Genomic DNA, 24,953 nt, shown 5'->3' on the forward strand with positions numbered 1-24,953 from the left:
CACAGCACGAACGTTCACGAGATCGTCCCTCGTCCGTTCATGAGATGTGGCCCCAGTGCTTGCACTGGGACCACATCTCGTTGCGTAGAGGGCCCGTCGGCCCTGCAGCCGGCCGTCACCGAGCAAGCGCTGCGCAAGTCGAGCGCACGCATCGACCGTGTCGTCCAACAGCGATCGCACGGCAAGAACATGAACAAGGGCAGGGCTGCTCGCAAAGGAGGCAAGAGGCGCCGGTGACCTGCCGGGCGAGCCACCGTTGGTTGCTGGGAGGGGCAGGCGCTGACACATCTTCGGCAGGCGTCAGAACACCCCGCCCATGCGACCTGAATCCCGGGCGGCGCTTTGCCTCACCTGGCCATGTGCCTCACCTGTCGGCGATCTCGGAGAGCCAGGCAGCGTCCTTTGGGCCCGGTGCTTCGGTGCCGGGCGCGGGCAGCCGGCGGATCTCGCCCGTGCGCAGGGCGACCGTGGCGCGTGGCCGCATCGGCCCGTCGCCCCTGCGTGAGAGCAGAACGAGTTCCCAGACTGTCGCCGTCATGGTGTCGAGCCGGATGGCGCAGTCGGCGGTTACTTCCCGCGGATTCCGGGTCCGGCCCAGGGACAGATGCGGGGTGAAGTTCTTGGCGGGCCCACAGCAGCGCGGGAACCGCTGCTGCAGTACGCGGTATAGGTCCGCCCACGGCGCCTTGCCGGCTGCCGTCGGGTCGAGCCACACGGTGAAGTACGCCCTGTGCCGGAAGGTGCGCACCCCGTCCAGCCGGGCGGTGAAGACCGGCGTCTCGGCCGTCGCCGCGGCGAGCAGCGCGGCCGCTCGCTCGAAGTCGGACTCCGGTACGAAGCCGAAGAGCACATTGATGTGCGGCGGCCAGCGGTGGATCTGCGGATCGTAATCGCGGCGGATGTCCTGGATCGGCGGCCACAGCTCCGCAGGCGGAATCCAGGCCACCGCCGTGCGGGCCGACGGGGGCACGTCGAGGACGCCGTCCGCCTCGCCCTTGCCGGAGCTCAGGTCCGCTTGCCGGTCCCGCATCCGGCCGGCGCCCGACGCGTCGATGCGGTCCACACCCGTGGACCGGTCCCAGACCACCTCGCCGTCCGCCTCGATGAACACCACCCGGTGCCACGGAATGTCGCCCCCGGGCACGAAGGAAGGCAGCGGGATGCGTTTGAGGGCGTCCCCTCGCTGGCTGATCCCCAGCACGAACCGGGCCGGGTCGAACCGCGGGTCCCAGCGGACCCGGTGATAGATCTCGTCGCTGGTCCGCATCACTCCTCCTCTCCCGCCTGCACACCTTCTCTTCCTCCAGGGTGCCGCCCACTCCGAGCCGCAGCTCCCGGTCGCGCCCCCGGGCGATGCCGTCCTGCGGGAGCAGGCCGGCCGGTCACCGGTCCTGCGGCAGCTGCGCGGCCTGGCCCCAGCGGGCGGGGCGCGAGGGCGTGTTCCTGGAGCATGGTGAGGGCAGCGCGGCGCCTGGGGCCGCCTGGGGCCCGGTCCATGGGGTGGTGGCGGCCGAGGATTGGGTTGTCGGGGGCGACGGCCCTTCGGTTTCGGCGCTGTCCTTCCGCCTCTGCGGTCCGAGTCCGGCAGTCGGAGCTCCCCTTGCTCAACCACCGTATCGTCGTTGATCAAATCCCCCTCGCACACCAGCGAAAGACCCTGGTTCGTCCGAGGTCTTTTGCGTAAGGCCCCCGTGGGGGCGTGTTCGCGCTTCCACCGGGGCCGAAACCGGCGCCTTTTACTGACGGAGATCAAGCATCCTGGCGCGCCCGCGCAAGGTCATTCACCCGTCCACGGACCACGAACCAGCCGCCGACCAGCGCCGCCGCGATCAGCGGCAGGCACAGCACGGTCGTACGGCCCACTCCGCCGCCCCACCACATCAGGAACACGACACCGGCGAGGAACGCCAGCGTGACGATCTGCGTGTACGGGGCCCAGGGCAGCCGGTACGAGGGGCGGGTGACCCTGCCGTCCTGCGAGCGGTGCCAGAACAGCAGCGAGCAGAGCATGATCATGCCCCAGGTGCCGAGGATGCCGATCGACGCGAAGTTGAGGACGATCTCGAACGCCTGGCCCGGCATGACGTAATTGAGCACGACGCCGAGTACACCGAAACCGGCGGTCAGCAGGATGCCGCCGTAGGGCACCTGGCCCTTGTTCATCCGGCCGGTGAACTTGGGCGCGGAGCCCGCCAGCGCCATGGAGCGCAGGATGCGCCCGGTGGAGTACAGACCGGAGTTCAGGCTGGAGAGCGCCGCGGTCAGCACGACCAGGTTCATCACACCGGCCGCACCCGGGATACCGAGCTTGTCCATGACGGTGACGAAGGGGCTCTGGTCCGCCGAGTACGAGGTGTACGGCAGCAGGAGGGCCAGCAGCACCACCGAACCGACGTAGAAGAGACCGACACGCCACATGATCGAGTTGATCGCCTTGGGCATGATCTTCTCGGGGTTCTGCGTCTCACCCGCAGCGACGCCGCACAGCTCGACGGAGGCGTACGCGAACACGACGCCCTGGATCACCATCAGCAACGGGATCATGCCGGTGGGGAAGATGCCGCCGCTGTCGGAGATGGTGGAGATGCCCGGCGTGTGACCGTCCACCGGGTGCTGGGTGACCACCAGGAAGATGCCGATGAGCATGAAGGCCACCAGGGCGGAGACCTTGATGATCGCGAACCAGAACTCCATCTCACCGAAGTACTTCACCGAGATGAGGTTGGCGGTGAGGACGACGGCAAGGGCGATCAGCGCGAGGATCCACTGCGGGATGTCGCTGAACATCGCCCAGAAGTGGGCGTAGGTGGCGGCCGCGGTGATGTCGGCGACGGCGGTGGTCGACCAGTTCAGGAAGTACAGCCACCCGGCCGCGAAGGCGCCCTTCTCGCCCATGAACTCCCGGGCGTACGAGACGAAGGCGCCGGAGGAGGGCCGGTAGAGGACCAGCTCGCCGAGCGCGCGGACGACGAAGAAGGCGAAGACCCCGCAGACCGCGTAGGCAATGGCGAGGGAGGGGCCCGCACCGGCCAGTCGCCCGCCCGCGCCCAGGAACAGGCCGGTGCCGATCGCGCCGCCGATGGCGATCATGTTGATATGACGGGACTTGAGGTCCTTGCTGTAACCGGCGTCGCCGGCGTCCCGGTGGGGGGAGCTCGTCGCCGGTGGGGCGGCGGCGAGCGTATCGGCCGCAGTGGTGCGGTCACTCATGAAGGAGATTCGCCTTTGTGAGGGGAGGGTGGGCGGTGCCGGCCATGACCGGCCAGAGAGCCGTCACCGTGGCGCGGCTCGACGACACATCATCCGGGATTCCTGCGATTCTGTCAGTGCCCCACATCGCTGAGGAGTGAATCTGAGGTACTTCAGAGGTTACGGGCTAGTAATCAATGAGGGGTGTCCCGGTGCTGCCGGGGCAGTGGGGGTGCCGCCGATCGGGGAGCTCGTGGAGGAGGGGCCGTCGGGGTGCCGGTGCCGGTGCCGGTGCGCATCTGCGCCGCCTCACCCCCGCCCCGCAACCCCGCTCGGTCACCTGCGCGTCCGTCCCCATCAAAGGGGCCCACGTTCAACTCGGCATGGTCAAAGCCCTTGTTGGGCCACCGGTGGCTGTCGCAGGAGTCCTTGTGGATGTACTGCTCCTCGCGGAGGATCGGCCACTTGCTCAGTACGGTGACGCCACTGTCCTTCGGAGTGGTGGCCCAGCAGGCGCCGCCCGTGGCGCCCTGGCCGCTCCTGCTCCAGCCCCTCACCGGTGCCCGGTACGGGTATTGCGCGGATGCGCTCCGTGTCGGCGCGTCCGGGGCGGGCCGGTGCCGCTACCCCGAGCCGCCCCGCCCGGCGCCGGTGTGCCGCCCCGGACCGTGCCCCGGCTCCCTCTGTGTCCTTCGTCACGATCCCGTCCCTGGTGCCCTGTGAGGTCTTGTTTTCGGCCATGTAATCGATTCCAATCATCGCTGTAATCGATTCCACGGCTCTGGACCGCTGGTTTCGAGGCTCACGGAAACCACAAGGAGGTGGTCCGGACATGACGAGCATCAAGGACGTCGCGGCCCAGGCGGGAGTCTCTGTCGCCACGGTCTCCCGTGTTCTCAACAGTCATCCCTCCGTCAGCCCGGACGCGCGGACGCGGGTCCTCGCCGCCGTCGACGCCCTCGGCTACCGGCCCAACGCCGTTGCCCGTTCGCTGCGCACCGATCAGACGCGCACCCTCGGCCTGGTCATCAGTGATGTGCTCAATCCGTACTTCACCGAACTGGCCCGCTTCGTCGAGGAGGAGGCCCGAGCCCTCGGCTACAGCGTCATCATCGGCAACGCCGACGAGCGGCCGGAGCTGCAGGACCACCACGTCCGCACGCTCCTCGACCGCAGGATCGACGGGCTGCTCGTCTCTCCCGCGGACGGCGATTCCCCGCTGATGTCGGACGTGGCGCGTGCCGGCACCCCGATGGTCTTCGTGGACCGCTGGATGCCCGGTGTCGATGTCCCCGTCGTACGCGCCGACGGCCGCCTTGCGATCCGGGACCTGGTCGCCCATCTGCACGCACTGGGCCGCCGCAGGCTCGCGATCATCGCCGGCCCCGCGGCCACCACCACGGGCGACGAGCGCGTCGAGGCCTTCCGTGAAGCACTGCGCGCCCACGAACTCGCCCTGCCCGACGTCTACATCGGCCAGGGCGACTTCCAGGCGGACAGCGGCCGGCGCGTCACCGAGCGCTTCCTGGCGCTCCCCGAACCGCCCGAGGTCGTCTTCGCCGCCGACAACCTGATGGCGCTCGGCGCACTGGACGCCATCCGTGCGGCCGGCCTGCGTGTCCCGCAGGACATCGGGCTCGCCGCCTTCGACGACATCCCGTGGTTCGTGCACACCGACCCGCCGATCACGGCGATCGCCCAGCCGACCGGCGAGCTCGGCCGCGCCGCCGTTCGCGCGCTGGTCGACATCGTCGAGGGCCGGTCCCCGCAGTCCGTCACCCTTCCCGCCCGCCTCGTCGTACGCCGTTCGTGCGGCGAGCCCACTTCGGACCAGAGGAGCAACTTGTGAGCAGTCCCGACGAGTTGCTGCGCATCGAAGGCGTACGCAAGACCTTCCCCGGCGTGGTCGCGCTGGACAGCGTGGACTTCGACCTGCGCAGCGGCGAGGTGCATGTCCTGCTCGGCGAGAACGGAGCCGGCAAGAGCACACTGATCAAGATGCTCTCCGGCGCCTACCGCCCTGACAGCGGCCGGATCTTCGCCCAGGGGCGCGAGGTCCGCATCCACGGGGCACAGGACGCCGAACGCCTCGGAATCGCCACGATCTACCAGGAGTTCAACCTGGTCCCCGATCTCACCGTCGCCGAGAACATCTTCCTCGGCAGGCAGCCGCGCCGCTTCGGGATGATCGACCGGCGCCGCATGGAGGCGGACGCCGAGGTGCTGTTGCGCCGCGTCGGTCTGCATGTGTCGCCGAAGGCCAGGATCCGCGAACTGGGCATCGCCCGCCTGCAGATGGTGGAGATCGCCAAGGCGCTCAGCCTGGACGCACGCGTCCTGATCATGGACGAGCCGACCGCGGTCCTCACCTCGGAGGAGGTCGACAAGCTCTTCCGGATCGTGCGGCAGCTGCGTGCGGACGGGGTCGGCGTCGTCTTCATCACCCATCACCTCGAAGAGATCGCGGCACTCGGCGACCGGGTCACCGTGCTGCGCGACGGCCGGAGCATCGACCAGGTGCCCGCCTCGACGCCCGAGGCGGAGCTCGTACAGCTGATGGTGGGACGCAGCATCGAGCAGCAGTACCCTCGCGAACGCCCCGAGGCCGGGAGCCCGTTGCTGGCCGTGCGCGGCCTGACCCGCAACGGTGTGTTCCACGACATCAGCTTCGAGGTGCGGGCCGGAGAGGTGGTCGGTCTGGCCGGTCTCGTCGGCGCCGGACGCACCGAGGTCGCCCGCGCCGTCTTCGGTGCCGATCCCTACGACGGCGGCACCGTCGACGTGCTCGGCGAGCGGCTGGCCAAGCACGACGTCACCGCGGCGATGGGCGCCGGAATCGGGCTCGTCCCCGAGGACCGCAAGGGGCAGGGCCTGGTGCTCGATGCCTCGGTGCAGGAGAACCTCGGACTGGTCACCCTGCGCTCGGCCAGCCGCTCCGGGCTCGTGGACCTCAAGGGGCAGCGTGTGGCCGCCGCCCGGATCGCCGAACAGCTCGGCGTACGGATGGCGGGCCTCGGCCAGCACGTCCGCACGCTCTCCGGTGGCAACCAGCAGAAGGTCGTCATCGGCAAGTGGCTGCTCGCCGACACCAGGGTGCTGATCCTCGACGAACCGACCCGAGGCATCGACGTCGGCGCCAAGGTCGAGATCTACCAGCTCATCAACGAATTGACGGCGTCGGGCCACGCGGTCCTGATGATCTCCAGCGACCTGCCCGAGGTCCTCGGCATGAGCGACCGGGTGCTGGTCATGTCCCAGGGCCGGATCGCGGGAGAACTCGCCGCGCACGAGGCGAGCCAGGACGCCGTGATGGCCCTCGCCGTCAGCGCACCCCCCACAACATCTTCCCCTGCATCACCCGCGACAACCGAGGAGAGCCGCCGTGGCCACTGACACGCTCAAGAGCGATACGGGCGCCAGTGGCGCAGCAGGGCACACGGTCCGCCGGCTCCTGCTCGACAACGGCGCGCTGAGCGCCCTGGTCGTCCTACTGGTGGCGATGTCGCTGCTCTCCAGCGACTTCCTGACCACCCAGAACCTGCTGAACATCGGTGTGCAGGCCGCCGTGACCGCGATCCTCGCGTTCGGTGTCACCTTCGTCATCGTCTCGGCGGGCATCGATCTGTCCGTGGGCTCGGTCGCCGCGCTCTCGGCGACCGTCCTGGCCTGGACGGCGACCTCGCAGGGGCTGCCGGTCTGGCTGGCGCTCGTCCTCGCCGCCGCCACCGGTATCGCGTGCGGTTTCGTCAACGGGGCGCTCGTCTCGTACGGCAAACTGCCCCCGTTCATCGCGACGCTGGCGATGCTGTCGATCGCGCGCGGTCTGTCCCTGGTCATTTCCCAGGGCAAGCCGATCGAATTCCCCGACTCGGTCTCCGTGCTCGGCGACACGCTCGGCGGGTGGCTGCCCGTCCCGGTCCTCGTGATGATCGTGATGGGGCTGATCGCGGCGCTGATCCTGGCCCGTACCTACATCGGCCGTTCGATGTACGCGATCGGCGGCAACGAGGAGGCGGCCCGGCTCTCCGGTCTGCGCGTCAAGCGGCAGAAGCTGGCCATCTACGCCCTGTCCGGGCTCTTCGCCGCGGTCGCGGGCGTCGTCCTCGCCTCCCGGCTGACCTCCGCGCAGCCGCAGGCCGCGCAGGGTTACGAACTCGACGCGATCGCCGCAGTCGTCATCGGCGGTGCCAGCCTCGCCGGTGGTGTCGGCAAGGCGTCCGGAACGCTGATCGGCGCACTCATCCTCGCCGTCCTGCGCAACGGGCTGAACCTCCTCTCCGTCTCCGCCTTCTGGCAGCAGGTCGTCATCGGTGTCGTCATCGCTCTCGCGGTGCTGCTGGACACACTGCGCCGCAAGGCCGGTTCCGGAGCCGCCGCACCGGGCGGTTCGTCCGCCGCGCCGGGCTCACCGGGATCCGGTCGCAAGGGAGCGGGAGCGGTCAAGTTCGGTATCGCCGCGCTGTGCGTGGCCGTCGTCGCCGGCGCGGTGTCCTACTTCAACTCCGGTTCCTCCGGCGGCAACGCCAAGGTGGGCATGTCGCTCTCCACGCTCAACAACCCCTTCTTCGTCCAGATGAAGGCGGGCGCACAGGCAGAGGCGAAGGCGGCCGGTATCGATCTCACCGTCACCGATGCCCAGAACGACGCCTCGCAGCAGGCCAACCAGCTCCAGAACTTCACGAGTTCCGGCATGAAGTCGATCATCGTGAATCCGGTGGACTCGGATGCGGCGGGCCCCGCCGTCCAGGGCGCCAACAAGGCGGACATCCCGGTGATCGCGGCCGACCGAGGCGTCAACAAGGCCGAGACCGCGACGCTCGTGGCGTCCGACAACGTCGCAGGCGGCAGGCAGGCCGCCAAGGCGCTGGCCGAGAAGCTCGGAGGCAGGGGCAGCATCGTCGTCCTGCAGGGGACGGCCGGCACCTCGGCCAGTCGCGAGCGCGGCGCGGGCTTCGCCGAAGGACTCAAGGCGTACCCGGGCATCAAGGTCGTGGGCAAGCAGCCGGCCGACTTCGACCGCACGAAGGGCCTGGACGTCATGACCAACCTGCTCCAGTCCCACCCCGGGATCACCGGTGTCTTCGCCGAGAACGACGAGATGGCGCTCGGAGCGGTCAAGGCGCTCGGCAGCAAGGCCGGAAAGTCGGTGTCCGTCGTCGGCTTCGACGGAACCCCGGACGGCCTGAAGGCGGTCGATGCGGGAACGCTGTACGCCTCCGTGGCCCAGCAGCCCAAGGAGCTGGGCAGGATAGCCGTGCAGAACGCGGTGAAGGCGGCCGAGGGCAAGAAGGTCGACAGCACGGTGAAGGTGCCGGTCAAGGTCGTCACCAAGAGCAACGTCGCCGACTTCTCCTGAGCGCGACCGAACGGGGCCCGGTGCGGCCGAGCCGGGACCCGGCGCGGCCGAGCCGGGCCGAGTGCCCCGAGCAGCCGCCCGACCACGGAAAGCAGGAACCATGCACGAGAGCGAACACGACCACGACCGGTACGACCTGCTGGTCGTGGGGTCCGCCAACGCCGACCTGGTCGTCGGTGTCGAGCGGCGCCCCGCCCCCGGTGAGACCGTGCTCGGCTCCGACCTCGCCGTCCACCCGGGCGGCAAGGGAGCCAACCAGGCGGTCGCCGCAGCCCGCCTCGGAGCCCGTACGGCCCTGCTGGCCAGGGTCGGTGACGACGCGCACGGCCGCCTGCTGCTGGAGTCGCAGCGGGCGGCGGGCGTCGACACCGCGGGCGTCCTCGTGGGCGGGGCCCCCACCGGCGTCGCACTCATCACCGTGGACCCCTCGGGTGACAACAGCATCGTGGTGTCGCCGGGAGCCAACGGCCGCCTCACCCCGGAGGACATCCGGGCGGCGGGGCCCCTGTTCGCCGCGGCCCGGGTCGTCTCCGTACAGCTGGAGATCCCGCTGGACACGGTCGCCGAGGTGGCCGGTGCGATGTCACCGGGTACCCGGCTGGTGCTGAACCCGTCCCCGCCCGCGCCCCTGCCCGGCCATGTGCTGGCCGCCTGCGACCCCTTGGTGGTCAACGAGCACGAGGCGCGCTACATCCTGGGCGAGGCCGCGGGCACCACGCCCGGGGCGTGGGCGCGAGCACTGCTCGCACTCGGCCCGCGGTCCGTCGTGGTGACGCTGGGGGCGGCGGGAGCACTGGTCGCGGACAGCCGCGGGGACGACGTCGTACGCGTGCCGAGCATCGAGGTCGAGGCCGTGGACACGACCGGGGCGGGCGACGCCTTCACGGCCGCCCTGGCCTGGCGGCTCGGCCTGGGCGAGGAACTCGCCGACGCCGTCGCGTATGCCGTCGGGGTGGGCGCGGCCGCCGTCACCAGACAGGGCGCGCAGGAGTCCTTCCCGACCGCAGAGGAAGTCTCCGCGCTGTGAAGAAGGCAGGAATCCTCAACCGCCACCTGGCCGGAGCACTGGCCGAACTGGGCCACGGCGACGGCGTACTGATCTGCGACGCGGGGATGCCCGTCCCGGCCGGCCCCCGCGTCGTCGACCTGGCCTTCCGGGCCGGTGTCCCGTCGTTCGCCGAGGTGCTCGACGGTCTGCTGGACGAACTGGTGGTGGAGGGCGCCACAGCCGCGTACGAGGTACGGGAGGCCAACCCCGGGGCCGCACGCCTCCTGGAGGAGTGCCTGCCGGGACTCGCCCACGTACCCCATGACGAGCTGAAGGCACTCTCGGCGGACGCCAGGCTGGTGGTGCGGACGGGCGAGGCACGGCCGTACGCGAATGTGCTGCTGCGGTGCGGGGTCTTCTTCTGACGAGAACGTCCGACGAAGGAACACACCATCAGTAACCCACGGCCGAGATTGTCTTGGGGCGGGTGTGACGTAGCGTTGCCCTTTTGGCGGTGTTCGACGGAGCACCGCGAGGCACCGTTGTGCCCCCATCAGCCATGGGGCACCGAGGGGTTTTGGGATGAAGCTCTGCTTCCTCGTCGAAGAGCTGTACCGGCATGACGGCATGCCGCTCGATGTGGTCCGGCAACTGACGTCGTGGGGACACCAGGTGGATGTGGTGCGACCGGGCGGCTCACTCCTGCGGATCTCGGAGGAGGTGCGCGCGGGGACCCATGACGCCTGGGTGCTCAAGACCGTGTCCGGCGGCCCCGGGCTCGCCCTGCTGGAGGCCGCGGCGGCGGTGGGCCTGACCACCGTGAACGACGCGCGGTCGATCCGCGCGGTACGTGACAAGGTCCTCACCTCGGTCATCGCGCGACACCACGGACTGCCGGTCCCGGTCACCTATTCGGCACCGAGGGCCGCGCTGTTCGCCGACGTGCCCGACGAGCTGTTCCCCCTGGTGGTCAAGCCCGCCGACGGCAGCTCGGGGCGCGGGGTGCGGCTCGTGTCGGACCCCGGGCGGCTGGCGGAGGCGGAGCAGGCGGGCGAGGGCCAGCTCATAGCACAGCCCTATGTGTCCAACCCGGGCTCCGACCTGAAGGTCTACTGTCTCGCGGGCGAGTTCCACGCGACCGTGCGCCGCTCCCCGCTCCACCCGGATGCACCGGTCGACGAACGAGCCGTTCCGCTGCCCGCCGAGGTGGCCGAAGCGGTGGCGAAGGTGGGAGAGGTCTTCGGACTCGATCTGTACGGCGTCGACGTGGTGTTCGGCCCGGACGGGCCCGTGATCGTCGACATCAACGACTTCCCGAGCTTCCGTCAGGTCCCCGACGCCGCATCCCGGTTGGCCGGCGCCGTCCTTGAGCTGGCCAGGACCGGCGGCGCGGACCGGAAGGGGGCGATCGCCCCTGCCCCGCGCATTCACGTGCAGCCGCAGATCCCCCACGGCCGGCCCCGTCCGCACCCCGCCGCCGGCCCGGGTCCGGGTCCCGAAGCGGACATGGTGGCAGCCGTGCCGGAAGGCGCACAGATATGAGGGTGTGTCTGCTGACCGACAAGCCGGATCATCCGCTGCTCGCCGCGACCGCTTCCGCGCTGACCGAGGCAGGGCACCGGGTGACATTCCTGGACCCGGACACCGGAACCGTATCCCCCTCGCAACTGGTGGCCCCGGACGATCTCGCCGATGTCTACCTCCTCAAGGCCCATACCCCCCGGGCACTCGCGCTGGCCCGTTTCCTCGAAGCCCTCGGCGCCCGGGTGGTGAACTCCGCCGCCGCGACGGAGCTGTGCCAGGACAGAACCAGGATCGCCGCCGTGGCGGAAGGCGCCGGTCTGCCGATGCCCCGGACGCGGACCCTGGAGTCGCTGTCCGAGGCCCTCCACGGAGCGGAGCCGACGGAGAGCGGCTATCCGCTCATGGTCAAGAGCCGCCACAGCCGACGCGCGGACCTGGTCGCCCGCGTGGACGGCCCGGACGGGCTCCGGGACCTCGCGGCGAAGTGGTCCGACGAGCCCGTCGTCCTGCAGGAGTTCGTCGCGAACAGCGGCTGGGACCACAAGGTGTGGGTGATCGCGGGAGAGGTGTTCGCAGGCGTGCGCCCCGCCCCGGTCGGCGCACCCCCGGACGGCGCACGGCCCGCGCCGCTGGTCCGCGACCTGCCGCAGGACTGGGCCCGGCTCGCCCTGCGCACGGGAGAGGCCTTCGGCCTGGACGTCTACGGTGTCGACCTGCTGGACCGTGAGGGGGCGCCCGTCGTCGTCGACATCAACGCCTTCCCGGGCATCCGCGGCCCGAAGGGCGCCCCCGAGGCGTTGGCAGCCCTGGCGCTGCGACACCCGGGCCCGCGCGCCTGCGCGACGGATGACGGCCTTGCACGACTCGGGGCCCTCGACTCCGCCCTCAGCTCCGGTTCGCGTACACGATGAGGTTGTCCACCGGGTGGCCCCGGTCGTCGAAGGCGCCGTCGCAGGTGATGAGGCGCAGGGTGCGGGAGTTGGTGGCGCCGTAGACCTTCTCGGTCGGGAAGGCCTTCTTGCTGACCTTCTCCGTGGCGGTGACCCGGAAGTGGAGTTCCGCGCCGCGGTCGTTGTGGACGGCGATGTCCGCGCCCTTGCCGATCTTCTTCAGATCGTGGAAGACGGCCTTACCGAAGCGGGTGTCGTTGTGTCCGATGATGACCGCGGCACCGCGCTCGCCGGGAGCGGCGCCGCCGGTGTACCAGCCGGCGGTCATGCCCTTCTCGGCGGGCGGGACCTCGACGGTGCCGTCCTGGTTGAGGCCGAGGCGCATCAGCTCGCTGTCGATCCCGAGCGACGGGATGCTGATGCGGACGGGGGCGGCTGCCGGGGAATCCCCGGATTTCCCGGTCCCCGTCGAACCGGTCTGCTCCGGAGCGTCGACCGTGGCGGTCGTGCTGCTGCCGGGTGTCGCGGCGGACGAGTCGTCCGTGGTTTCGGAGGAGCAGCCTGCGAGGAAGAGACAGGCGAGCAGCGGCAGCGCGGCGCGTCGGAGCGAGGGCGATGTGCGGAACAAGAGGGCTCCAGGTCTGGGCGGGAATCGGCAGTGGCGCCGCCCGGGAACGGGCGGCGCCACGAGGGGGCGTCAACCGGCGCTTGGGATCAACAGGTTCGCGGCGTCGGTCGACTCGGTGCGGTTGCTGCCGGCCGGTCAGCCGTTGCGCTGCGCGGCGGAACGGCGGCGCAGCACGATCGTTCCCGCTCCGGCGACCAGCAGGGCCGCCGCGGCCGAACCGGCAAGAGCGGTGGTCCGGTCGTCGGAGGTCCCGGCCGGTCGCTCGCCGGCGGCCACGCCGCCGCGCGGAGCGGTGGCCCCCGAACGCTTGACGACGGGCTCTGCCTTGGCCCGTGCCGGGGCCGGGCTTTCACCCGCGGCGACACCGCCACGGGGCGTCACCGGCTGCCGTGTGTTCTCCTTGGGCTCGGGGGTGGCGCTGAGGTCCACGCGGGCCGGAGCGGACTTCTCTCCAGCCGACGCCTTGGGCTCGGCGGTGGCGCTGAGGTCCACGCGGGCCGGAGCGGACTTCTCCGCAGCCGGTGCCTTGGGCGGGGGCGCGGAGTCGGCGAAGGCCGCGGCGGACGGTACGAGCACCGCGCCGGCCGCGACAGCGGCGAGCACAGCGGTGCGCAGGGACAGTCGGTGGGGCATGGACATCGCTCCATTCCAGGTCGGCCTCGATGGCGCCCGGGTGCCGGTTCGCACCGGGGCGTGAGGCATGCCGACAGGCTGGCGTGAAGTTATGAAGAAGCTGTCAGAACGTTGTCGTCATCGCATCAGGCCTGGTCCGCGCCGTTCGGAGCCCCGTCGCCCGCCGGTTGCGGCCGGGATTTCGCCGGACCGGTGGGACCTTGGGGGCCGGCCTGGCCCGCCGGGCCCGCAGGCAGCCGGAGTGTGAACACCGAGCCCTGCCCCTCGACGCTGACCGCGCCCACCGAGCCTCCGTGCGCCTCCACGAGTTTCCGCACGATCGCCAGTCCCAGTCCGCTGCCCCCGGTGCGGCGGCTGCGCGACTTCTCGGCGCGCCAGAAGCGGTCGAAGACATGTGGCAGGTTCTCGGCCGAGATGCCACTGCCCGTGTCGGCGACCTCGACCACGACCTCCCCGTCGGCAGCCGCCTCGTCCGCCGGTGCCCCCGCGCCGTACGCGCGCACCGTCACCTGTCCGCCCGACGGGGTGTGACGCACGGCGTTGGAGACCAGGTTGCCGATGGCCTGGCGCAGCCGGACCGGGTCGGCCCACAACACGGGTGAGGGCGCGTCGGCCGCCGCCGGCAGCGCCGAGAGCGCCACCCCGGCGGTCTCGGCCCGAGCCTGGTGCGCCGCGGCCACCTGTGCCAGCACGTCCTCGATACGTACCGGCTCGGGGTGCAGACGCAGGGCGCCGGCGTCCGCCGCGGCGAGATCCTGGAGGTCGTCGATGATGTGCTGCAACTGCACCGCCTCCGTGTGCAGCGAGGCGATGAACGCCGGGTCGGGCTCCGCCAGGCCGTCCTGCGCCGCCTCCAGCCAGCCCCGGATATTGCTCAGCGGGGTGCGCAGCTCGTGGGCGACGTCGCTGACCATGTCCTTGCGCTGCGCCTCCAGACGCGCGCGGTGGTCGGCCATGTCGTTGAAGGCCGCGGCGAGCCGGCCGATCTCGTTGTCGTCGCTGACCAGCACGGGCGCGGAGTCCTCCCCGTCCCGCATCCGCTGGGCCGCGCCCGTCAGGGCGTGCAGCGGCCGTACGAGTCGGGACCCGGCGAGCACCGTGGCTCCGACGGTGAGTGCCAGGACGAGTGCCGCGGTGCCCGCGATCTTCGCGGTGTTCGTGGGGGAGAGGTCGAAACCGGGAACGGTCGCGCCGCCCTCGTCGCCGATGAACAGCAGCGCGGGCGAGGCGACATAGGAGCTGAGCTGTTCCCGGCGGGCCGTGTCCACGCAGGAGGCGGTGGCCCGGTCGTCCTCGCCGGTGCGGGTGCTCGGCGCCGGCGAAGCCAGGGGAATCACGGTGGCGGGCTGGGCGGCGGCCTTCGGCGCGGAGCCGTCCCCCCAGGAAAGGTCCAGATTGAGCTGAACGCCCGGACGGCCCTGGCGTTTCAGACAGGCGTCGGCGAGCTTGTTGAGCGCGTCCAGGGCCTTCTCCTCGGTCGCGGTCGGTGAGTCCAGCTCGTCGGTCGTGCACCGGGTGTTCTGTACACGGTCCGGATCATTGCCCACGATCTCGATGCGCGGGCGTCCGCTCGGCCCCCTGACCACATCCGCGGCGATCCCGACCCGGCTCAGGCATGCCGCGCTCCGCTCGGCGGCGCGCTGCAGCGCCGCACGTTCGGCGGCGGGCAGTCGGAACGGACCGACCGCGCGCGGGTCGACACGGTCGGCCGCGGCACCCGCCCGGCCGGTCGTCCGGGACAGGGCGGTGTCCACGGACAGGGGGTCGACGATCGCCGAGGCCTGGGGCGGCAGCGCGGGCGGTGACGGCAAGGAGGCGGAATCGGCGAGGGGGTGGCGCTGCTGGGTGGTGAGCGTGATCCGCCGGCCGGACTGCCGCGCCAGGTCGCGCACGGTGCTGTCGACGCCGTCCCAGGTCGGGTGGCCCGCCGCGTACCCGAGCAGGGTGTTGTGGATCCGGGCGTCGGCGGTGAGGTTCTGGCCCTGCTCCTGCTTGATCGCGCCGGTGGTGGTCTGTACGGCGAGCCAGGCGGTGGCGGCCACCGAACAGGCGGCGACCAGCGCGGACGCAGCCAGCAGCCGGCCGAACAGGCTCTTGCGGAGCGGTAGTCGGGTCCGCCGCTGTTCACGACGCATGTGAAGCGTTCCTCGCCGGGTCCGTCAGTTTGTAGCCGACACCGAAGACGGTGATCAGCCGGGCCGGCCGGCGGGGCGCGGGTTCGATCTTCTTGCGCAGGTTCATGATGTGCACATCGACCGTGCGGAAGCTGATGTACCGGTCGAAGCCGTGCAGCTCCTCGAGGAGCCGCTGCCGGGTGAAGACCCGGTCGGGCTCGGTCGCCATGGCGGCGAGAATCCGGAACTCACCGGGTGTGCAGTCCACGGACCGGCCCTCGACGGACACCTCGTGCCGGTCCGGATCGACCACCAGAGCACCGACCCGCAGCGCCGGATCCGCGGCGGAGACGGCGTCCTGCGCGCCCCGTCGGCTGCGCCGCAGCAGGGTCCGGACGCGAGCCATCAACTCACGCGGACTGTACGGCTTCGTCATGTAGTCGTCCGCACCGAGGTCCAGCCCCAGCAACAGATCGTCCTCGGTGCTGCGGGCCGTCAGCATCAGCACCGGAAGTTCCCGGTGCTCGGCGCGCAGCACACGCACCACGTCCAGACCGTCGGCCCTCGGCATCATCACATCGAGCACCAGCAGATCGGGCTCCCGGTGCCGGACCTCGGCGAGCGCCGCGAGGCCGTCGCCGACGACCGTGACCGCATGGCCCTCGTGCTCCAGGTAGCGGCGTACGAGTTCGGCCTGCTTCTCGTCGTCTTCGGCGACCATGACGTTTGCGCACACGCGATCGATCGTAGATGGTCCGGAAAGGGGGGAAGTGGCGCAGCCCATCGAAGCAGCGGCAGTTACCGATGGGTAGGAATCGGGCGCCGCCGGTCTTGCCCCGGCGGAACAGATGGATACCGGCACTTGTCGCGGGGCCGGATGCCTGGTCTTGTGTACCGTCGGCGGCCTGTTCACCCGCAGGCACAGCCGGGGCAGGGGACGTGGGGAGAAGTGTGGGAACCGATGACCGGACGTGATGCGCGGGGCGCGCTGCCCGCAGGGCTCGCCGATGCCGTTCGGGCCACCGCCGAGGAGATCGCCGCGGTGCTGCGCGGAGCTGCCGACACGAGTGTTCCGGTGCCCGGTTCGCAGTGGACCGTGGGCGAGGCCGCGGCACATCTGGCGCAGGCCAACGAGCTGATGGCCGAGCTCGCTGCCGGGCGGGAACGCCGGTACGGGGACGGTACGCCGCAGAGTCTGGCCGCTGCCAATGAACAGGCGCTCGCCGGCTTCGAGGAGCGGGCTGCCGAGCCGCTGGCGGGAATGATCGTGGCACACGCGGATGCCTGCCTCACGGCCGTGGAGCGGAGCGCGGCGGACGGTACGGCGGCAGGGGACGTGGCCACCCCGTTGGGGCCGATGAGCCGGGCGGTGCTGGCCTCGTACCTGCTGACGCACATGCTGGGCCACGGCTACGACCTGGCCCGTGCGCTGCGGCGCCGTCACATGGTCGACCGCGAACGCGTCGAACTGTCCCTGCCGTTCCTGATGACCGTGATGCCCAGGGTCACCGATGCGACCGCGACCGCACGGCTCGGCGCCGGGTACACGATCCGCCTGTGGGGCGGCTCCCGCTTCGGTGTCACGTTCACCGACGGCGCCGTGACCGTCACTTCCCGACCGCCGGTCCGCCCCGACTGCACCATCCTCATCGAGCCGGTCACGTTCTTCCTGATGGCGCTCGGCCGCACCGACCCCTACGGCGCCATGGCCCGGGGCCGGGTGCTCGCCTGGGGCCGCAGGCCCTGGCTCGCACCCCGCTTCCCCGCGCTGTTCAAGGCACCCTGAGCCCTGTGCCGGGTGCCCGTGGGACATCAGGAGCTCCTGATGGGCCGCCATCACGTCCCTGGGCGAGTACGGTCACGATCTCTTCCAAGGCCGATTTCAGGACAGACGAACGGCCGTCCGCATCCGGTCCGGACACACACCATCGCGATGTCCAGGGGACATTGACCCGTCTGGCGTTAACGTTGCTCCGCACGGTGACAGCGAACGGTGCCGGGGAGGGCGCACCGCGCGGAACACCGGGAACGAGGAGTGCGCGACATGCTGGATCCCACGTCGGTGGCGGCGATCTCGGCGGTACTCGGTGCGGTTGGATCGGGGATGGCCAACGAGGCCGGCAAATGGGCCTGGGAGTCCACCGGCGCAGCCGTGCGGAGAATCACCGGCCGTGAGATCCCCGCCCCCGCGGCCCCGGAGGAGCGGGACGAAGTGGCCCGGATGGTCCACGAACGGCTCCGCTCCGATCCCCAACTCGCCGCCTCCTGGACCGCGTTCGCCGCACGAGTGCGCCATGCACCTGCTCCGGCCCGGTCCGTGCGGTCGAGCCTCCCCGCCTCCATCAGGTCCTTCACGGATCGCAAGGAGGCGATGAAGCAGCTCCAGCGGGAGGCTTCCCGCCGCCCGGACGGCCGGCCCAGGCTCGCGCTGGTGCACGGCCCGGACGGAATGGGCTCCAGTACGCTCGCCGTGCACTTCGGGGCACAGCCGACCCGCCTCTTCCCGGACGGGCAGATCTACGCCGACCTCGGGGGCGGCGGCGGTGGTGGCGGGCGCGAACCCGGATCCGTGCTGCGGGCGCTGCTGCGTCAACTGCGGGTCCCGGACGAGGAGATGCCGCTCAGGACCGATGAGCTCGGTGAGTTCTACCGCCAATGCGTGGCGGACCGCAGACTCCTGGTGGTGCTCGACCACGCGTACTCCGCCGCGCAGGTGAGGCCGTTGTTCACCTCGGCCCCCGGGGTGTTCACGATCCTGGTCGCCCGAGCCCCCTTCCCCGGCATCGACGCCCTGCGTGTGCCCGTCGGTCCGCTCTCGGACAAGGACGCGGAGCGGCTGCTCACCGCCATCACCGACAAGTCCACGGTCGCCGCCGCCCGTGCCACGCTGCCCTCGCTGCTCCGGCGCTGCGGCGGGTCGCCGTACGCCCTGCGCGCCGCGGCCCATCAGCTCTCCGCGCCCACCCTTCCGCCACGCCGTACCGAGGCGGACGGCGATCCGGTACGCGCTGCCGCCGAGGACAACTACCGGCTCCTGACGCCGGAATCCGCCAGGCTGTACCGGCTGATGGCGCTGCGCGCCTGGCCCTCCTTCGACGCCGCCACTGCGGCACGGACCACGCTCCAGGACCCCGACGCGACCGCGGAACTCCTGGCGGACCTCGCCGACCGGATGCTCCTGGAGCGCGGAACCGGCGACGGCCGCTACCACTACCGCCACGGCATCCGCGCACACGCCGAGGCGGCAGCGGTCCGCGAGGACGGAATCGCGGCGTGCTCGGCCGCTCTCGCCCGTACCCTGAGCGCCTGTGCCGATCTGGCGGCATCGGCCGCCCACCAGGCACTCCCGGAGAGCTGGCGGGTGCCCGCGCCCGCCGAGGACCGTGCCGGGCAGCGGTACGAGGACCGGGGTGCGGCCCTCGACGCGCTGCTCGCGGAGGCGGGCAATCTGGTCGAGGCGGTGCGCTGTGCCGAGGAGTCCGGCGACCCGGACACCGCCGTACGCCTGTGCCGCGCCCTGTGGCCGCTCCAGCTCAAGGCGGGCCACCACGAGATGCTGCTGCCGGCGCTCCGTATCGGGACGCGCCTCGCCGATACCCATCGCCCCGCGAGCCCCGACGCCGGAGCACTGCACGCGCAGCTCGCCCACACCCTCACGGAGCTGAAGCGCTGGGAGGAGGCGGAGACGGCGGCACGGGCGGCGGCGCGGGCCGAGGAGTCGGCCGGCCACAAGCGCGGCCACGCCTCGGCCGTCGAGTTCCTGGGGCTGCTGAGACTGCGCCAGTGGCGGTACCGGGAGGCGTACGAGTGCTTCGAGGAAGCGGGCGGCATCCTGGACACCATGGGTGAGGGGGACGAGGGCACGGCCGACCTGCCGCGCGCCAGGGCCCTGCTGGAGCGTCATCGAGGACGGGCACTGCGCGGTCCCGGGCGGCGGGAGGAGGCCCGGGAGAGGCTGGAGACCGCGCTGCGCTGCTTCCGGTCGAGCGGCGATACGTACAACACGGCCCGCACACTCGCGGACCTGGCCGAGAGCCGGCTGGACGAGGAGGACACCGAAGCCGCGCTGCCGCTGATCGATGAGGCGATCACGACGCTCGACGGGCAGAGCGCGGAGTACCAGCTGCTGTATCTGCGGCAGATGCGGGAGGCCTGCCTCACCGGGTGAACCTTCCCGCCCCGCTCACCCCGTTTTCTCCTCGGGCGCCGGAGGAACAAGCCGTACGCGGTGGAGCCGGGCACCCGTCCGCACGGTGAGCCCTTTGGCCACTGCCCGAGCGAGCCGCCGTTCCACCGCGCCCGGTTCGCGACCGTCCGGGGCCAGCCAGGCGTGCAGGGCGGAGGCGTACACGGCGGGGTCCGCGGCGGACACATCATCCGCGGCGGACGCGGCCCCGGCACTCGTGGCGGGCATCGCGACCATGCGGAGCGGCGCCTGGCCGCGCACCCGGACCACGCACGCGGAAGGGCCGGTCACATAGGCCGCCAGGGAGCAGCCCGGGTGGCGGCGGAGCACCTCGGCGGTCCAGATCGACGGGGAGCCGAAGCGCGGGTCGTCGGGCGCGCCGTCCCGGAAGACGACATCGGCCAGATCCAGTTGGTCCACCTCGCGGGTGTCCTCGTGGACAGCGATGTGCAGTTCGCCGCAGGGAGCCGACCCGGTCTCCGGCCCCGCCCCGGTCCAGCGGCTGACCGCGATCTCTCCCGGCCCGAGCACCCGCGTCAGGACCCGCAACGGGACGGTGGCCGTTCCGGGCTCGTGACCGGGCAGCGGGAGCGGCTCCAGAGATGCGGGCCGGTCGGGCTCCGGCACCCCCATCATCGAGTAGAAGATCTTCCGGAGCCGGGCCGCGGCCTCGCCCGGCACGGAGGTGGTGAACTCGGCGGGGCCGGGCAACGGCCGGTGACGGGCGAGGAGTTCCCCGATCTGCGGCAGCAGGGGCGCGTCGGGAACGAGCCGCGGTGCCTCCCGCATGAACGCGGAGATCGGTGCATCGGGGTCGAGGGCGTGGAGCGGCACGGCTCCCAGAAGCACGGGGGTACCGAGGGCGGCCGCGTAGAAGGTGACGGACCCGTGGTCCCCGATCACGGCATCGGCGGCCAGCAGGGCCTGGCGCCACCCGCTCAGTGGATCGATCAGCGCCATCCCGCCGCGCCGGGCGCGGTCGAGCCAGGCGCGGATCTGACCGGGCCCGTGGCCGTGCCAGATGTTGGGGTGCAGTACGGCCGCGAACCGGTATTCGTCCACGGGGAACTCGTCGGCGAGCCGGTCCAGCAGCGCCGCCACGATATCGCCGCCGTCCGGGACCTCCCCGCCGTCACCGAAGAGCGACTCCGGGTTCCAGGTCGAGTTGAGCAGGACGAGCCGCTGCCCCGGCCGAACCCCCAGCGCACGGCGGAAGCGTTCGCGGTAGGGCCGTGCGGCGAGGATCCGGTCGTAGCAGGGATCCCCGGCGAGTACGGCGGCCGGAGCGGCCTCGGGGCAGGCGGCGCGCAGCCGCTCGTACTGTTCGGGATGGGAGAGGACGAGCGCGTCCGCGACGGGGGTGCCGCGGGGTGACAGCAGCCACTGAGGCGCGAGCCCGAACACGGGCGCAGGCCCCGACCCCGACCCCGACCCCGACCCCGACCCGCGTCCGGCGTCCGGCGTCCGGTGTCCGGTGTCCGGTGTCCGGTGTCCGGTGTCCGGTGTTGCCAGCCTCTTAGTGTATCCAACACCGTGCGACAGGATGGCCAACTTCCCGGTAAATGCTTCCAGTTGGCCGCCGAAGCTGGCGGAAACGACCAGGTCGACCGCTGTCTCGACCGCCTGCTCCCACGGCAGCACCGGCACCCCGGTGTCGGCCAGCAACTCGGCGGTGCCGGCCGCGAACGCCGACGATCCCGTGCAGGTCGCCAGCAGCTGGACCCGCAGATCGTCGTCGAACAGGGGCAGCACGTCGAGCAGCCGCGTCGCGGCGGTCACGTTGTGCACGACGACCAGTACCCGCAGGCACTTCCCCCGCGTCGCCCACCGTGCCGCGTCGTCCCCCACCGGCACCCGCACCCACCCGGCCCGCCCGAACGTCATCCGCACGCCTCTCATCCGCCCCGGCCCACCCGGGGGCCCCCGTGCCGTCCCTGCGGCCGGCGCCACGACAGTCAACCAGCGCGGGGCCGCACCGGCCACCGAGGGTGTGGGCCGACCAGGAGAGACGGATTCAGAGACGAATCCGGCCATAAGTTTCGCCACGTCCAGGTAGGTTAAGGCCAGAGCTTGATCACTTTCGCGTTCGGAGGTCTCCATGAGTGAGCAGCAGTCGTCCGTCACCCCTCCCGCCAAGCCGGTGTCGGAACGGATCGACACCACGAGGCCTCATTCCGCCCGTTTCTGGAACTACTTCGTGGGCGGCAAGGACAACTACGAGGTCGACCGCGAGGTCGGTGACCAGATCAAGGCGTTCTTCCCGGGGCTCGTCGACGTGGCGGTGGCGGGGCGGCAGTTCCTGCGGCGTTCGGTGAGTCATCTGGTGGAGGACCATGGTGTCCGGCAGTTCCTGGACATCGGGACGGGCCTGCCCACGGCGGACAACACCCACCAGGTGGCCCAGGAGATCGCGCCCGAGACGCGCATCGTGTACGTGGACAACGACCCGCTCGTGCTGACGCATGCCCGTGCCCTGCTGACCAGTTCCCCCGAGGGCGTCACCGACTACATCGACGCCGACCTCTACGATCCGGACACCATCCTGGCCGAGGCGGCGAAGACGCTCGACTTCGACCGGCCGGTGGCCCTGATGCTGCTCGGCATCCTCGGTCACGCCGACGACTTCTCGAAGGCCCGTGAGGTGGTGGGCCGGCTGATGGCCGGGCTGCCGACCGGCAGCTACCTCGTGATGTACGACGGCACGCGTACCAGCGAGGGCATGATCGCCGCGGAGAAGGCGTACATCGAGAGCGGCGCGGTGCCGTACTACGTGCGTGAGCCCGACGAGATCGTCACGCTCTTCGACGGGCTGCGGATCCTCGACCCCGGTTTCGTCCGGCTCAGCGAGTGGCGACCCGACGCCGACAGCGCGACGGTCTCCGCCGAGGTCGACGCCTTCGGGGGCATCGGCGTCAAGGAGTGACGCGCCCCGGGGCCTGACGCCCGTACCCGGCCGCCGGACCGCGGATGTCCGCGCGGCCGGCGGCCGGGCGATTGCTGCAAGAGGCAGAATGGCCACGGCCCCCACATCTGTCCCGGGGCGGTTCTGTCCCGGGGCGGCCCATTCCCGCATCGAGGCCGGGATCGCCCTGCTCGCACTGTTCGGGCGCTTCCCGGGGCTGCGGGCCGCCATCGCGGACGAAGAGGTCCGCAGGCTCCCGGTGATGGCGCAGAACGGCATGGAGGCCTTCCCGGTCCTGCTGCACGGCTAGAACCCGCCGTGTGCGCAGACCGTGCCCCGGTCCGTCGGGGCGCGTCCTGCGGGCGGTGTGCGTACGCCCGCCGGTCAGACCGGCGTGTTCGCCAGCGCGCCGTCCGCCGCGGCGCGCGACTGCTGCCACAGCGTGGTCACCGGCTCCCACACATGGACCCCCTCGGGCATGCCCACGGTGGCCGCGCGGAAGGTCACGCCCAGGTGGGAGGGGTCCGCCGCCACGGACAGGCTGCCGACGACATGGCCCTCGGTGGCCGCTGGGTCCGCGGTGCGCACCGCTGCGTAGGCCCGCCCGCCGCCGGCCAGTACGTAGGGTCCGCTCCCGGCGGGCGGGACGGCCCCGGCGGAGCCGTCCAGGCCCCTGAAGGTGATCGTGGGGATCCGGTCCACCACGCACTTCCGGGCGCTGTTGTTGGTGACGCTGATCCGTGCGACGTTCCGCTGTCCACCGGGTTCGGCGTGCACTTCGAGGGCCTTCTCCTGGCAGGTTCCGAGGCGGCTCGCGGTCCCGGCGGGTGCGGCGCCGGCCGTTGCCGGGGCGGCGGTGCCGGTCAGGGCCAGAGCGGCCGTGACGGAGAGTGCGGGTGCGAGTGCGGAGCGGAGGTGCATGATGTTTCTCCCGTTGGATCGGCAGCCTGCGGAAGCGGCCGGAGGGCCCGTCGGCCGGCGCGGCCGACATGGACAGTGTGAACCGGATGGCCCGAACTCCGCGACAGATCGGGCGTATCGGTTCGGTGTGTGCGGTGTCGGGGCGGGGTACGCGCGTGGGCCGCGGCGTACGTGTGGACCAGGGCGTACACATGGGCCGGGGCGGGCCGTGCGACGCTTTCCGCCCCGCCCCGTGTGCCGTCACCGCGTCCGGACCGTGGCCATCACCTCCCGGTCCGGCTGGAGCGTCAGCGACGGCACCGGATCTATGACGCCCGGGTCCACGTCCAGCTCGAAGCGGCGCGCCAGCACGGCCAGGATCAGCACCGCCTCGACCATCGCGAACCGGGTGCCCAGGCAGACCCTGGGGCCGCCGCCGAACGGGAACCAGGCGTACTCCGCGATGTCGTCGCCCGTCTCCGGATCCCAGCGCTCGGGGCGGAACTCCTCCGGCTCGGGGAACCAACGCGCGTCGCGGTGTGTCGCCCACTGGCTGGTCCACACCCGGGTGCCCTCCGGCATCGGAACGCCGCCGATGTGCGCACCCTCCTTCGCGACCCCGGTGACCAGCCAGATCGTCGGGTAGAGGCGCAGGGTCTCCTTGACCACGGACTGGGTGTACGTCAGCCGCGCGAAGTCGTCGAACTCCGGCTCCCGGTCGCCGAGTACCCGGTCCAGCTCCTCGGTGAGCGCGGTGCGCACCCGCGGATTGCGGGACAGCAGGTACCAGGCCCACACCAGCGTGGAACTGGTCGTCTCGTGGCCGCCGATGTACAGCGTGACCGTCTCGTCGCGTATCTCCTGGTCGGTGAGGTGCGCGCCGGTCTCGTCGACCGCGGCCAACAGCCTGCTCAGCAGGTCGGGCCGCTCGTCCGCGCCGTCGCGGTGGCGGGCGACGACCCGGCCCACCTCGGCGTCGATGACCGCAGCGGCCTTCTTGATCCTGGCCCGTCCTGGAGTCGGCACCCAGTCCGGCAACAACGCGCCGATGCCGGCGAACTCCTTGCCGATCTCCTGCTGTGCCACATCCATCGCCCGGCCCATCGCCTCGGCATCGGCCGCCGTGTCGACGCCGAAGATGGTGCGCACCGCGATCCGCTGCGTCAGCGCGGCCATCTCCCGCTTGATGTCGACGCGTTCACCGCCGGACCAGGTGTCCGCCAGCTCCACCGTGCTGCTCGTCATCGTCGCCGCGTACGACCGCACCTGCTTGGGCCGTACGGAGGGCTGCACCAGCGACCGCTTCCGCCGCCAGTCCGTGCCCCGGGCGACGACGACGCCGTTGCCCATCACGGTCCGGAAGGCGATGCCCAGGGCCGGCTGGTCGAAGGAGCGTTCCGTCTCGGTGAGCAGCTCACCTATGCAGTCCGGATCGGCTATGTACACACAGGAGTTGGGGCCGAATCGCCAGCCCACCATGTCCCCGTGGGAGCGCAGGCGCTCGAAGAAGGCGAGGGGGTTCTTTCCGAACTGTGGCAGGTTTCCGAGGAACGGCAGCCCCTTCGGGCCGGGCACGATCCTGTGGCTCCGCGGCTCGGTGTCAATGGCCGGGCCGGTCTCGGTGGACATGAGAGTCTCCGCTC

The 24,953-nt window shown here is 71.3% G+C and carries 20 protein-coding genes; 11 read left to right on the forward strand and 9 right to left on the reverse strand.

Annotated features, from left to right (window positions below; translation table 11 throughout):
* Window positions 1–364: 364 nt before the first annotated feature.
* Complete coding sequence (locus tag IE107_RS00555; protein ID WP_189539782.1) at window positions 365–1,267, reverse strand: RNA repair domain-containing protein; 903 nt, start codon at window positions 1,265–1,267, stop codon at window positions 365–367.
* A gap of 482 nt (window positions 1,268–1,749) precedes the next feature.
* Window positions 1,750–3,210 carry an amino acid permease gene (locus IE107_RS00560; protein ID WP_189539783.1) on the reverse strand — a complete coding sequence of 487 codons (1,461 nt, stop codon included), beginning with the start codon at window positions 3,208–3,210 and terminating at the stop codon, window positions 1,750–1,752.
* Between the two features lie 811 nt (window positions 3,211–4,021).
* On the opposite strand from IE107_RS00560, the gene IE107_RS00565 reads away from it, so the two are divergent.
* The 7 genes from IE107_RS00565 to IE107_RS00595 all read left to right on the forward strand — a co-directional run bounded on the left by IE107_RS00565 (window position 4,022) and on the right by IE107_RS00595 (window position 11,968).
* Window positions 4,022–5,038, forward strand: coding sequence for a LacI family DNA-binding transcriptional regulator (locus IE107_RS00565; protein WP_189539784.1), 1,017 nt, complete (start codon window positions 4,022–4,024; stop codon window positions 5,036–5,038).
* Window positions 5,035–6,582 carry a sugar ABC transporter ATP-binding protein gene (locus tag IE107_RS00570; RefSeq protein WP_189539785.1) on the forward strand — a complete coding sequence of 516 codons (1,548 nt, stop codon included), beginning with the start codon at window positions 5,035–5,037 and terminating at the stop codon, window positions 6,580–6,582. Before IE107_RS00565 ends, IE107_RS00570 begins: the two co-directional genes overlap by 4 nt.
* Window positions 6,572–8,545 (forward strand): ABC transporter permease/substrate-binding protein, encoded by a 1,974-nt coding sequence (locus IE107_RS00575; RefSeq protein WP_189539786.1) that lies wholly within the window; start codon window positions 6,572–6,574, stop codon window positions 8,543–8,545. Before IE107_RS00570 ends, IE107_RS00575 begins: the two co-directional genes overlap by 11 nt.
* A gap of 100 nt (window positions 8,546–8,645) precedes the next feature.
* Window positions 8,646–9,572 (forward strand): ribokinase, encoded by a 927-nt coding sequence (locus IE107_RS00580; RefSeq protein WP_189539787.1) that lies wholly within the window; start codon window positions 8,646–8,648, stop codon window positions 9,570–9,572.
* Window positions 9,569–9,958 carry a D-ribose pyranase gene (rbsD, locus tag IE107_RS00585; protein ID WP_189539788.1) on the forward strand — a complete coding sequence of 130 codons (390 nt, stop codon included), beginning with the start codon at window positions 9,569–9,571 and terminating at the stop codon, window positions 9,956–9,958. Before IE107_RS00580 ends, rbsD begins: the two co-directional genes overlap by 4 nt.
* Before the next feature lie 157 nt (window positions 9,959–10,115).
* Entirely contained in the window at window positions 10,116–11,075 is a 960-nt protein-coding gene (locus tag IE107_RS00590) for an ATP-grasp domain-containing protein (RefSeq protein ID WP_189539790.1), read from the forward strand.
* Window positions 11,072–11,968 carry an ATP-grasp domain-containing protein gene (locus IE107_RS00595; RefSeq protein ID WP_189539792.1) on the forward strand — a complete coding sequence of 299 codons (897 nt, stop codon included), beginning with the start codon at window positions 11,072–11,074 and terminating at the stop codon, window positions 11,966–11,968. The genes IE107_RS00590 and IE107_RS00595 overlap by 4 nt, the downstream gene beginning before the upstream one ends.
* On the opposite strand, the gene IE107_RS00600 is transcribed toward IE107_RS00595, so the two are convergent.
* From IE107_RS00600 to IE107_RS00615, 4 genes are all read right to left on the reverse strand, one after another.
* The gene (locus tag IE107_RS00600) at window positions 11,943–12,575 is read right to left on the reverse strand and encodes a class F sortase (protein WP_189539794.1); all 633 of its coding nucleotides are present in this window, start codon (window positions 12,573–12,575) and stop codon (window positions 11,943–11,945) included. The genes IE107_RS00595 and IE107_RS00600 overlap by 26 nt on opposite strands.
* 135 nt (window positions 12,576–12,710) lie before the next feature.
* Window positions 12,711–13,208, reverse strand: a complete 498-nt coding sequence (locus IE107_RS00605) for a hypothetical protein (RefSeq protein ID WP_189539796.1) — start codon at window positions 13,206–13,208, stop codon at window positions 12,711–12,713.
* Window positions 13,209–13,333: 125 nt separating this feature from the next.
* Window positions 13,334–15,343, reverse strand: a complete 2,010-nt coding sequence (locus IE107_RS00610; RefSeq protein ID WP_189539798.1) for a sensor histidine kinase — start codon at window positions 15,341–15,343, stop codon at window positions 13,334–13,336.
* A complete protein-coding gene (locus IE107_RS00615) occupies window positions 15,333–16,043 on the reverse strand; it encodes a response regulator transcription factor (protein ID WP_189540550.1) in 711 nt (236 codons plus the stop codon). Before IE107_RS00615 ends, IE107_RS00610 begins: the two co-directional genes overlap by 11 nt.
* Before the next feature lie 240 nt (window positions 16,044–16,283).
* Here IE107_RS00615 and IE107_RS00620 point away from each other — a divergent pair, with 240 nt between their 5' ends.
* A complete protein-coding gene (locus IE107_RS00620) occupies window positions 16,284–17,108 on the forward strand; it encodes a maleylpyruvate isomerase family mycothiol-dependent enzyme (protein WP_189539800.1) in 825 nt (274 codons plus the stop codon).
* Between the two features lie 258 nt (window positions 17,109–17,366).
* The gene (locus IE107_RS00625) at window positions 17,367–19,490 is read left to right on the forward strand and encodes a tetratricopeptide repeat protein (protein WP_189539802.1); all 2,124 of its coding nucleotides are present in this window, start codon (window positions 17,367–17,369) and stop codon (window positions 19,488–19,490) included.
* Window positions 19,491–19,505: 15 nt separating this feature from the next.
* Here IE107_RS00625 and IE107_RS00630 read toward each other — a convergent pair whose 3' ends face one another.
* On the reverse strand, window positions 19,506–21,392 hold the full coding sequence (locus IE107_RS00630) for a UDP-N-acetyl glucosamine 2-epimerase (protein ID WP_189539804.1): 1,887 nt from the start codon (window positions 21,390–21,392) through the stop codon (window positions 19,506–19,508).
* A 214-nt stretch (window positions 21,393–21,606) separates the two neighbouring features.
* Here IE107_RS00630 and IE107_RS00635 point away from each other — a divergent pair, with 214 nt between their 5' ends.
* Together IE107_RS00635 and IE107_RS00640 are read left to right on the forward strand one after the other, a co-directional pair.
* A complete protein-coding gene (locus tag IE107_RS00635) occupies window positions 21,607–22,431 on the forward strand; it encodes an SAM-dependent methyltransferase (RefSeq protein ID WP_189539806.1) in 825 nt (274 codons plus the stop codon).
* A gap of 88 nt (window positions 22,432–22,519) precedes the next feature.
* Window positions 22,520–22,720, forward strand: coding sequence for a hypothetical protein (locus tag IE107_RS00640; protein WP_373302378.1), 201 nt, complete (start codon window positions 22,520–22,522; stop codon window positions 22,718–22,720).
* 74 nt (window positions 22,721–22,794) lie between these two features.
* Here the strand turns inward: IE107_RS00640 and IE107_RS00645 are convergent, their stop codons facing one another.
* Both IE107_RS00645 and IE107_RS00650 read right to left on the reverse strand, forming a co-directional pair.
* Complete coding sequence (locus IE107_RS00645) at window positions 22,795–23,331, reverse strand: DUF4232 domain-containing protein (RefSeq protein ID WP_189539808.1); 537 nt, start codon at window positions 23,329–23,331, stop codon at window positions 22,795–22,797.
* Window positions 23,332–23,571: 240 nt separating this feature from the next.
* Window positions 23,572–24,939, reverse strand: coding sequence for a cytochrome P450 (locus tag IE107_RS00650; protein WP_189539810.1), 1,368 nt, complete (start codon window positions 24,937–24,939; stop codon window positions 23,572–23,574).
* Window positions 24,940–24,953: the final 14 nt, after the last annotated feature.

The sequence above is a fragment of the Streptomyces gelaticus genome (assembly GCF_014649535.1).
Classification (GTDB): Bacteria; Actinomycetota; Actinomycetes; order Streptomycetales; family Streptomycetaceae; genus Streptomyces; species Streptomyces gelaticus.

Excerpts from the sequence above, each read along its gene's own strand:
- IE107_RS00635 (WP_189539806.1), top strand. The coding sequence starts at position 21,607 with ATGAGTGAGCAGCAGTCGTCCGTCACCCCTCCCGCCAAGCCGGTGTCG.
- IE107_RS00610 (WP_189539798.1), bottom strand. The coding sequence starts at position 15,343 with ATGCGTCGTGAACAGCGGCGGACCCGACTACCGCTCCGCAAGAGCCTG.
- IE107_RS00605 (WP_189539796.1), bottom strand. The coding sequence starts at position 13,208 with ATGCCCCACCGACTGTCCCTGCGCACCGCTGTGCTCGCCGCTGTCGCG.
- IE107_RS00595 (WP_189539792.1), top strand. The coding sequence starts at position 11,072 with ATGAGGGTGTGTCTGCTGACCGACAAGCCGGATCATCCGCTGCTCGCC.
- IE107_RS00620 (WP_189539800.1), top strand. The coding sequence starts at position 16,284 with ATGACCGGACGTGATGCGCGGGGCGCGCTGCCCGCAGGGCTCGCCGAT.
- IE107_RS00580 (WP_189539787.1), top strand. The coding sequence starts at position 8,646 with ATGCACGAGAGCGAACACGACCACGACCGGTACGACCTGCTGGTCGTG.
- IE107_RS00615 (WP_189540550.1), bottom strand. The coding sequence starts at position 16,043 with ATGGTCGCCGAAGACGACGAGAAGCAGGCCGAACTCGTACGCCGCTAC.
- IE107_RS00645 (WP_189539808.1), bottom strand. The coding sequence starts at position 23,331 with ATGCACCTCCGCTCCGCACTCGCACCCGCACTCTCCGTCACGGCCGCT.
- IE107_RS00625 (WP_189539802.1), top strand. The coding sequence starts at position 17,367 with ATGCTGGATCCCACGTCGGTGGCGGCGATCTCGGCGGTACTCGGTGCG.
- IE107_RS00640 (WP_373302378.1), top strand. The coding sequence starts at position 22,520 with ATGGCCACGGCCCCCACATCTGTCCCGGGGCGGTTCTGTCCCGGGGCG.
- IE107_RS00565 (WP_189539784.1), top strand. The coding sequence starts at position 4,022 with ATGACGAGCATCAAGGACGTCGCGGCCCAGGCGGGAGTCTCTGTCGCC.
- IE107_RS00560 (WP_189539783.1), bottom strand. The coding sequence starts at position 3,210 with ATGAGTGACCGCACCACTGCGGCCGATACGCTCGCCGCCGCCCCACCG.
- IE107_RS00590 (WP_189539790.1), top strand. The coding sequence starts at position 10,116 with ATGAAGCTCTGCTTCCTCGTCGAAGAGCTGTACCGGCATGACGGCATG.
- IE107_RS00630 (WP_189539804.1), bottom strand. The coding sequence starts at position 21,392 with ATGACGTTCGGGCGGGCCGGGTGGGTGCGGGTGCCGGTGGGGGACGAC.
- IE107_RS00650 (WP_189539810.1), bottom strand. The coding sequence starts at position 24,939 with ATGTCCACCGAGACCGGCCCGGCCATTGACACCGAGCCGCGGAGCCAC.
- IE107_RS00555 (WP_189539782.1), bottom strand. The coding sequence starts at position 1,267 with ATGCGGACCAGCGACGAGATCTATCACCGGGTCCGCTGGGACCCGCGG.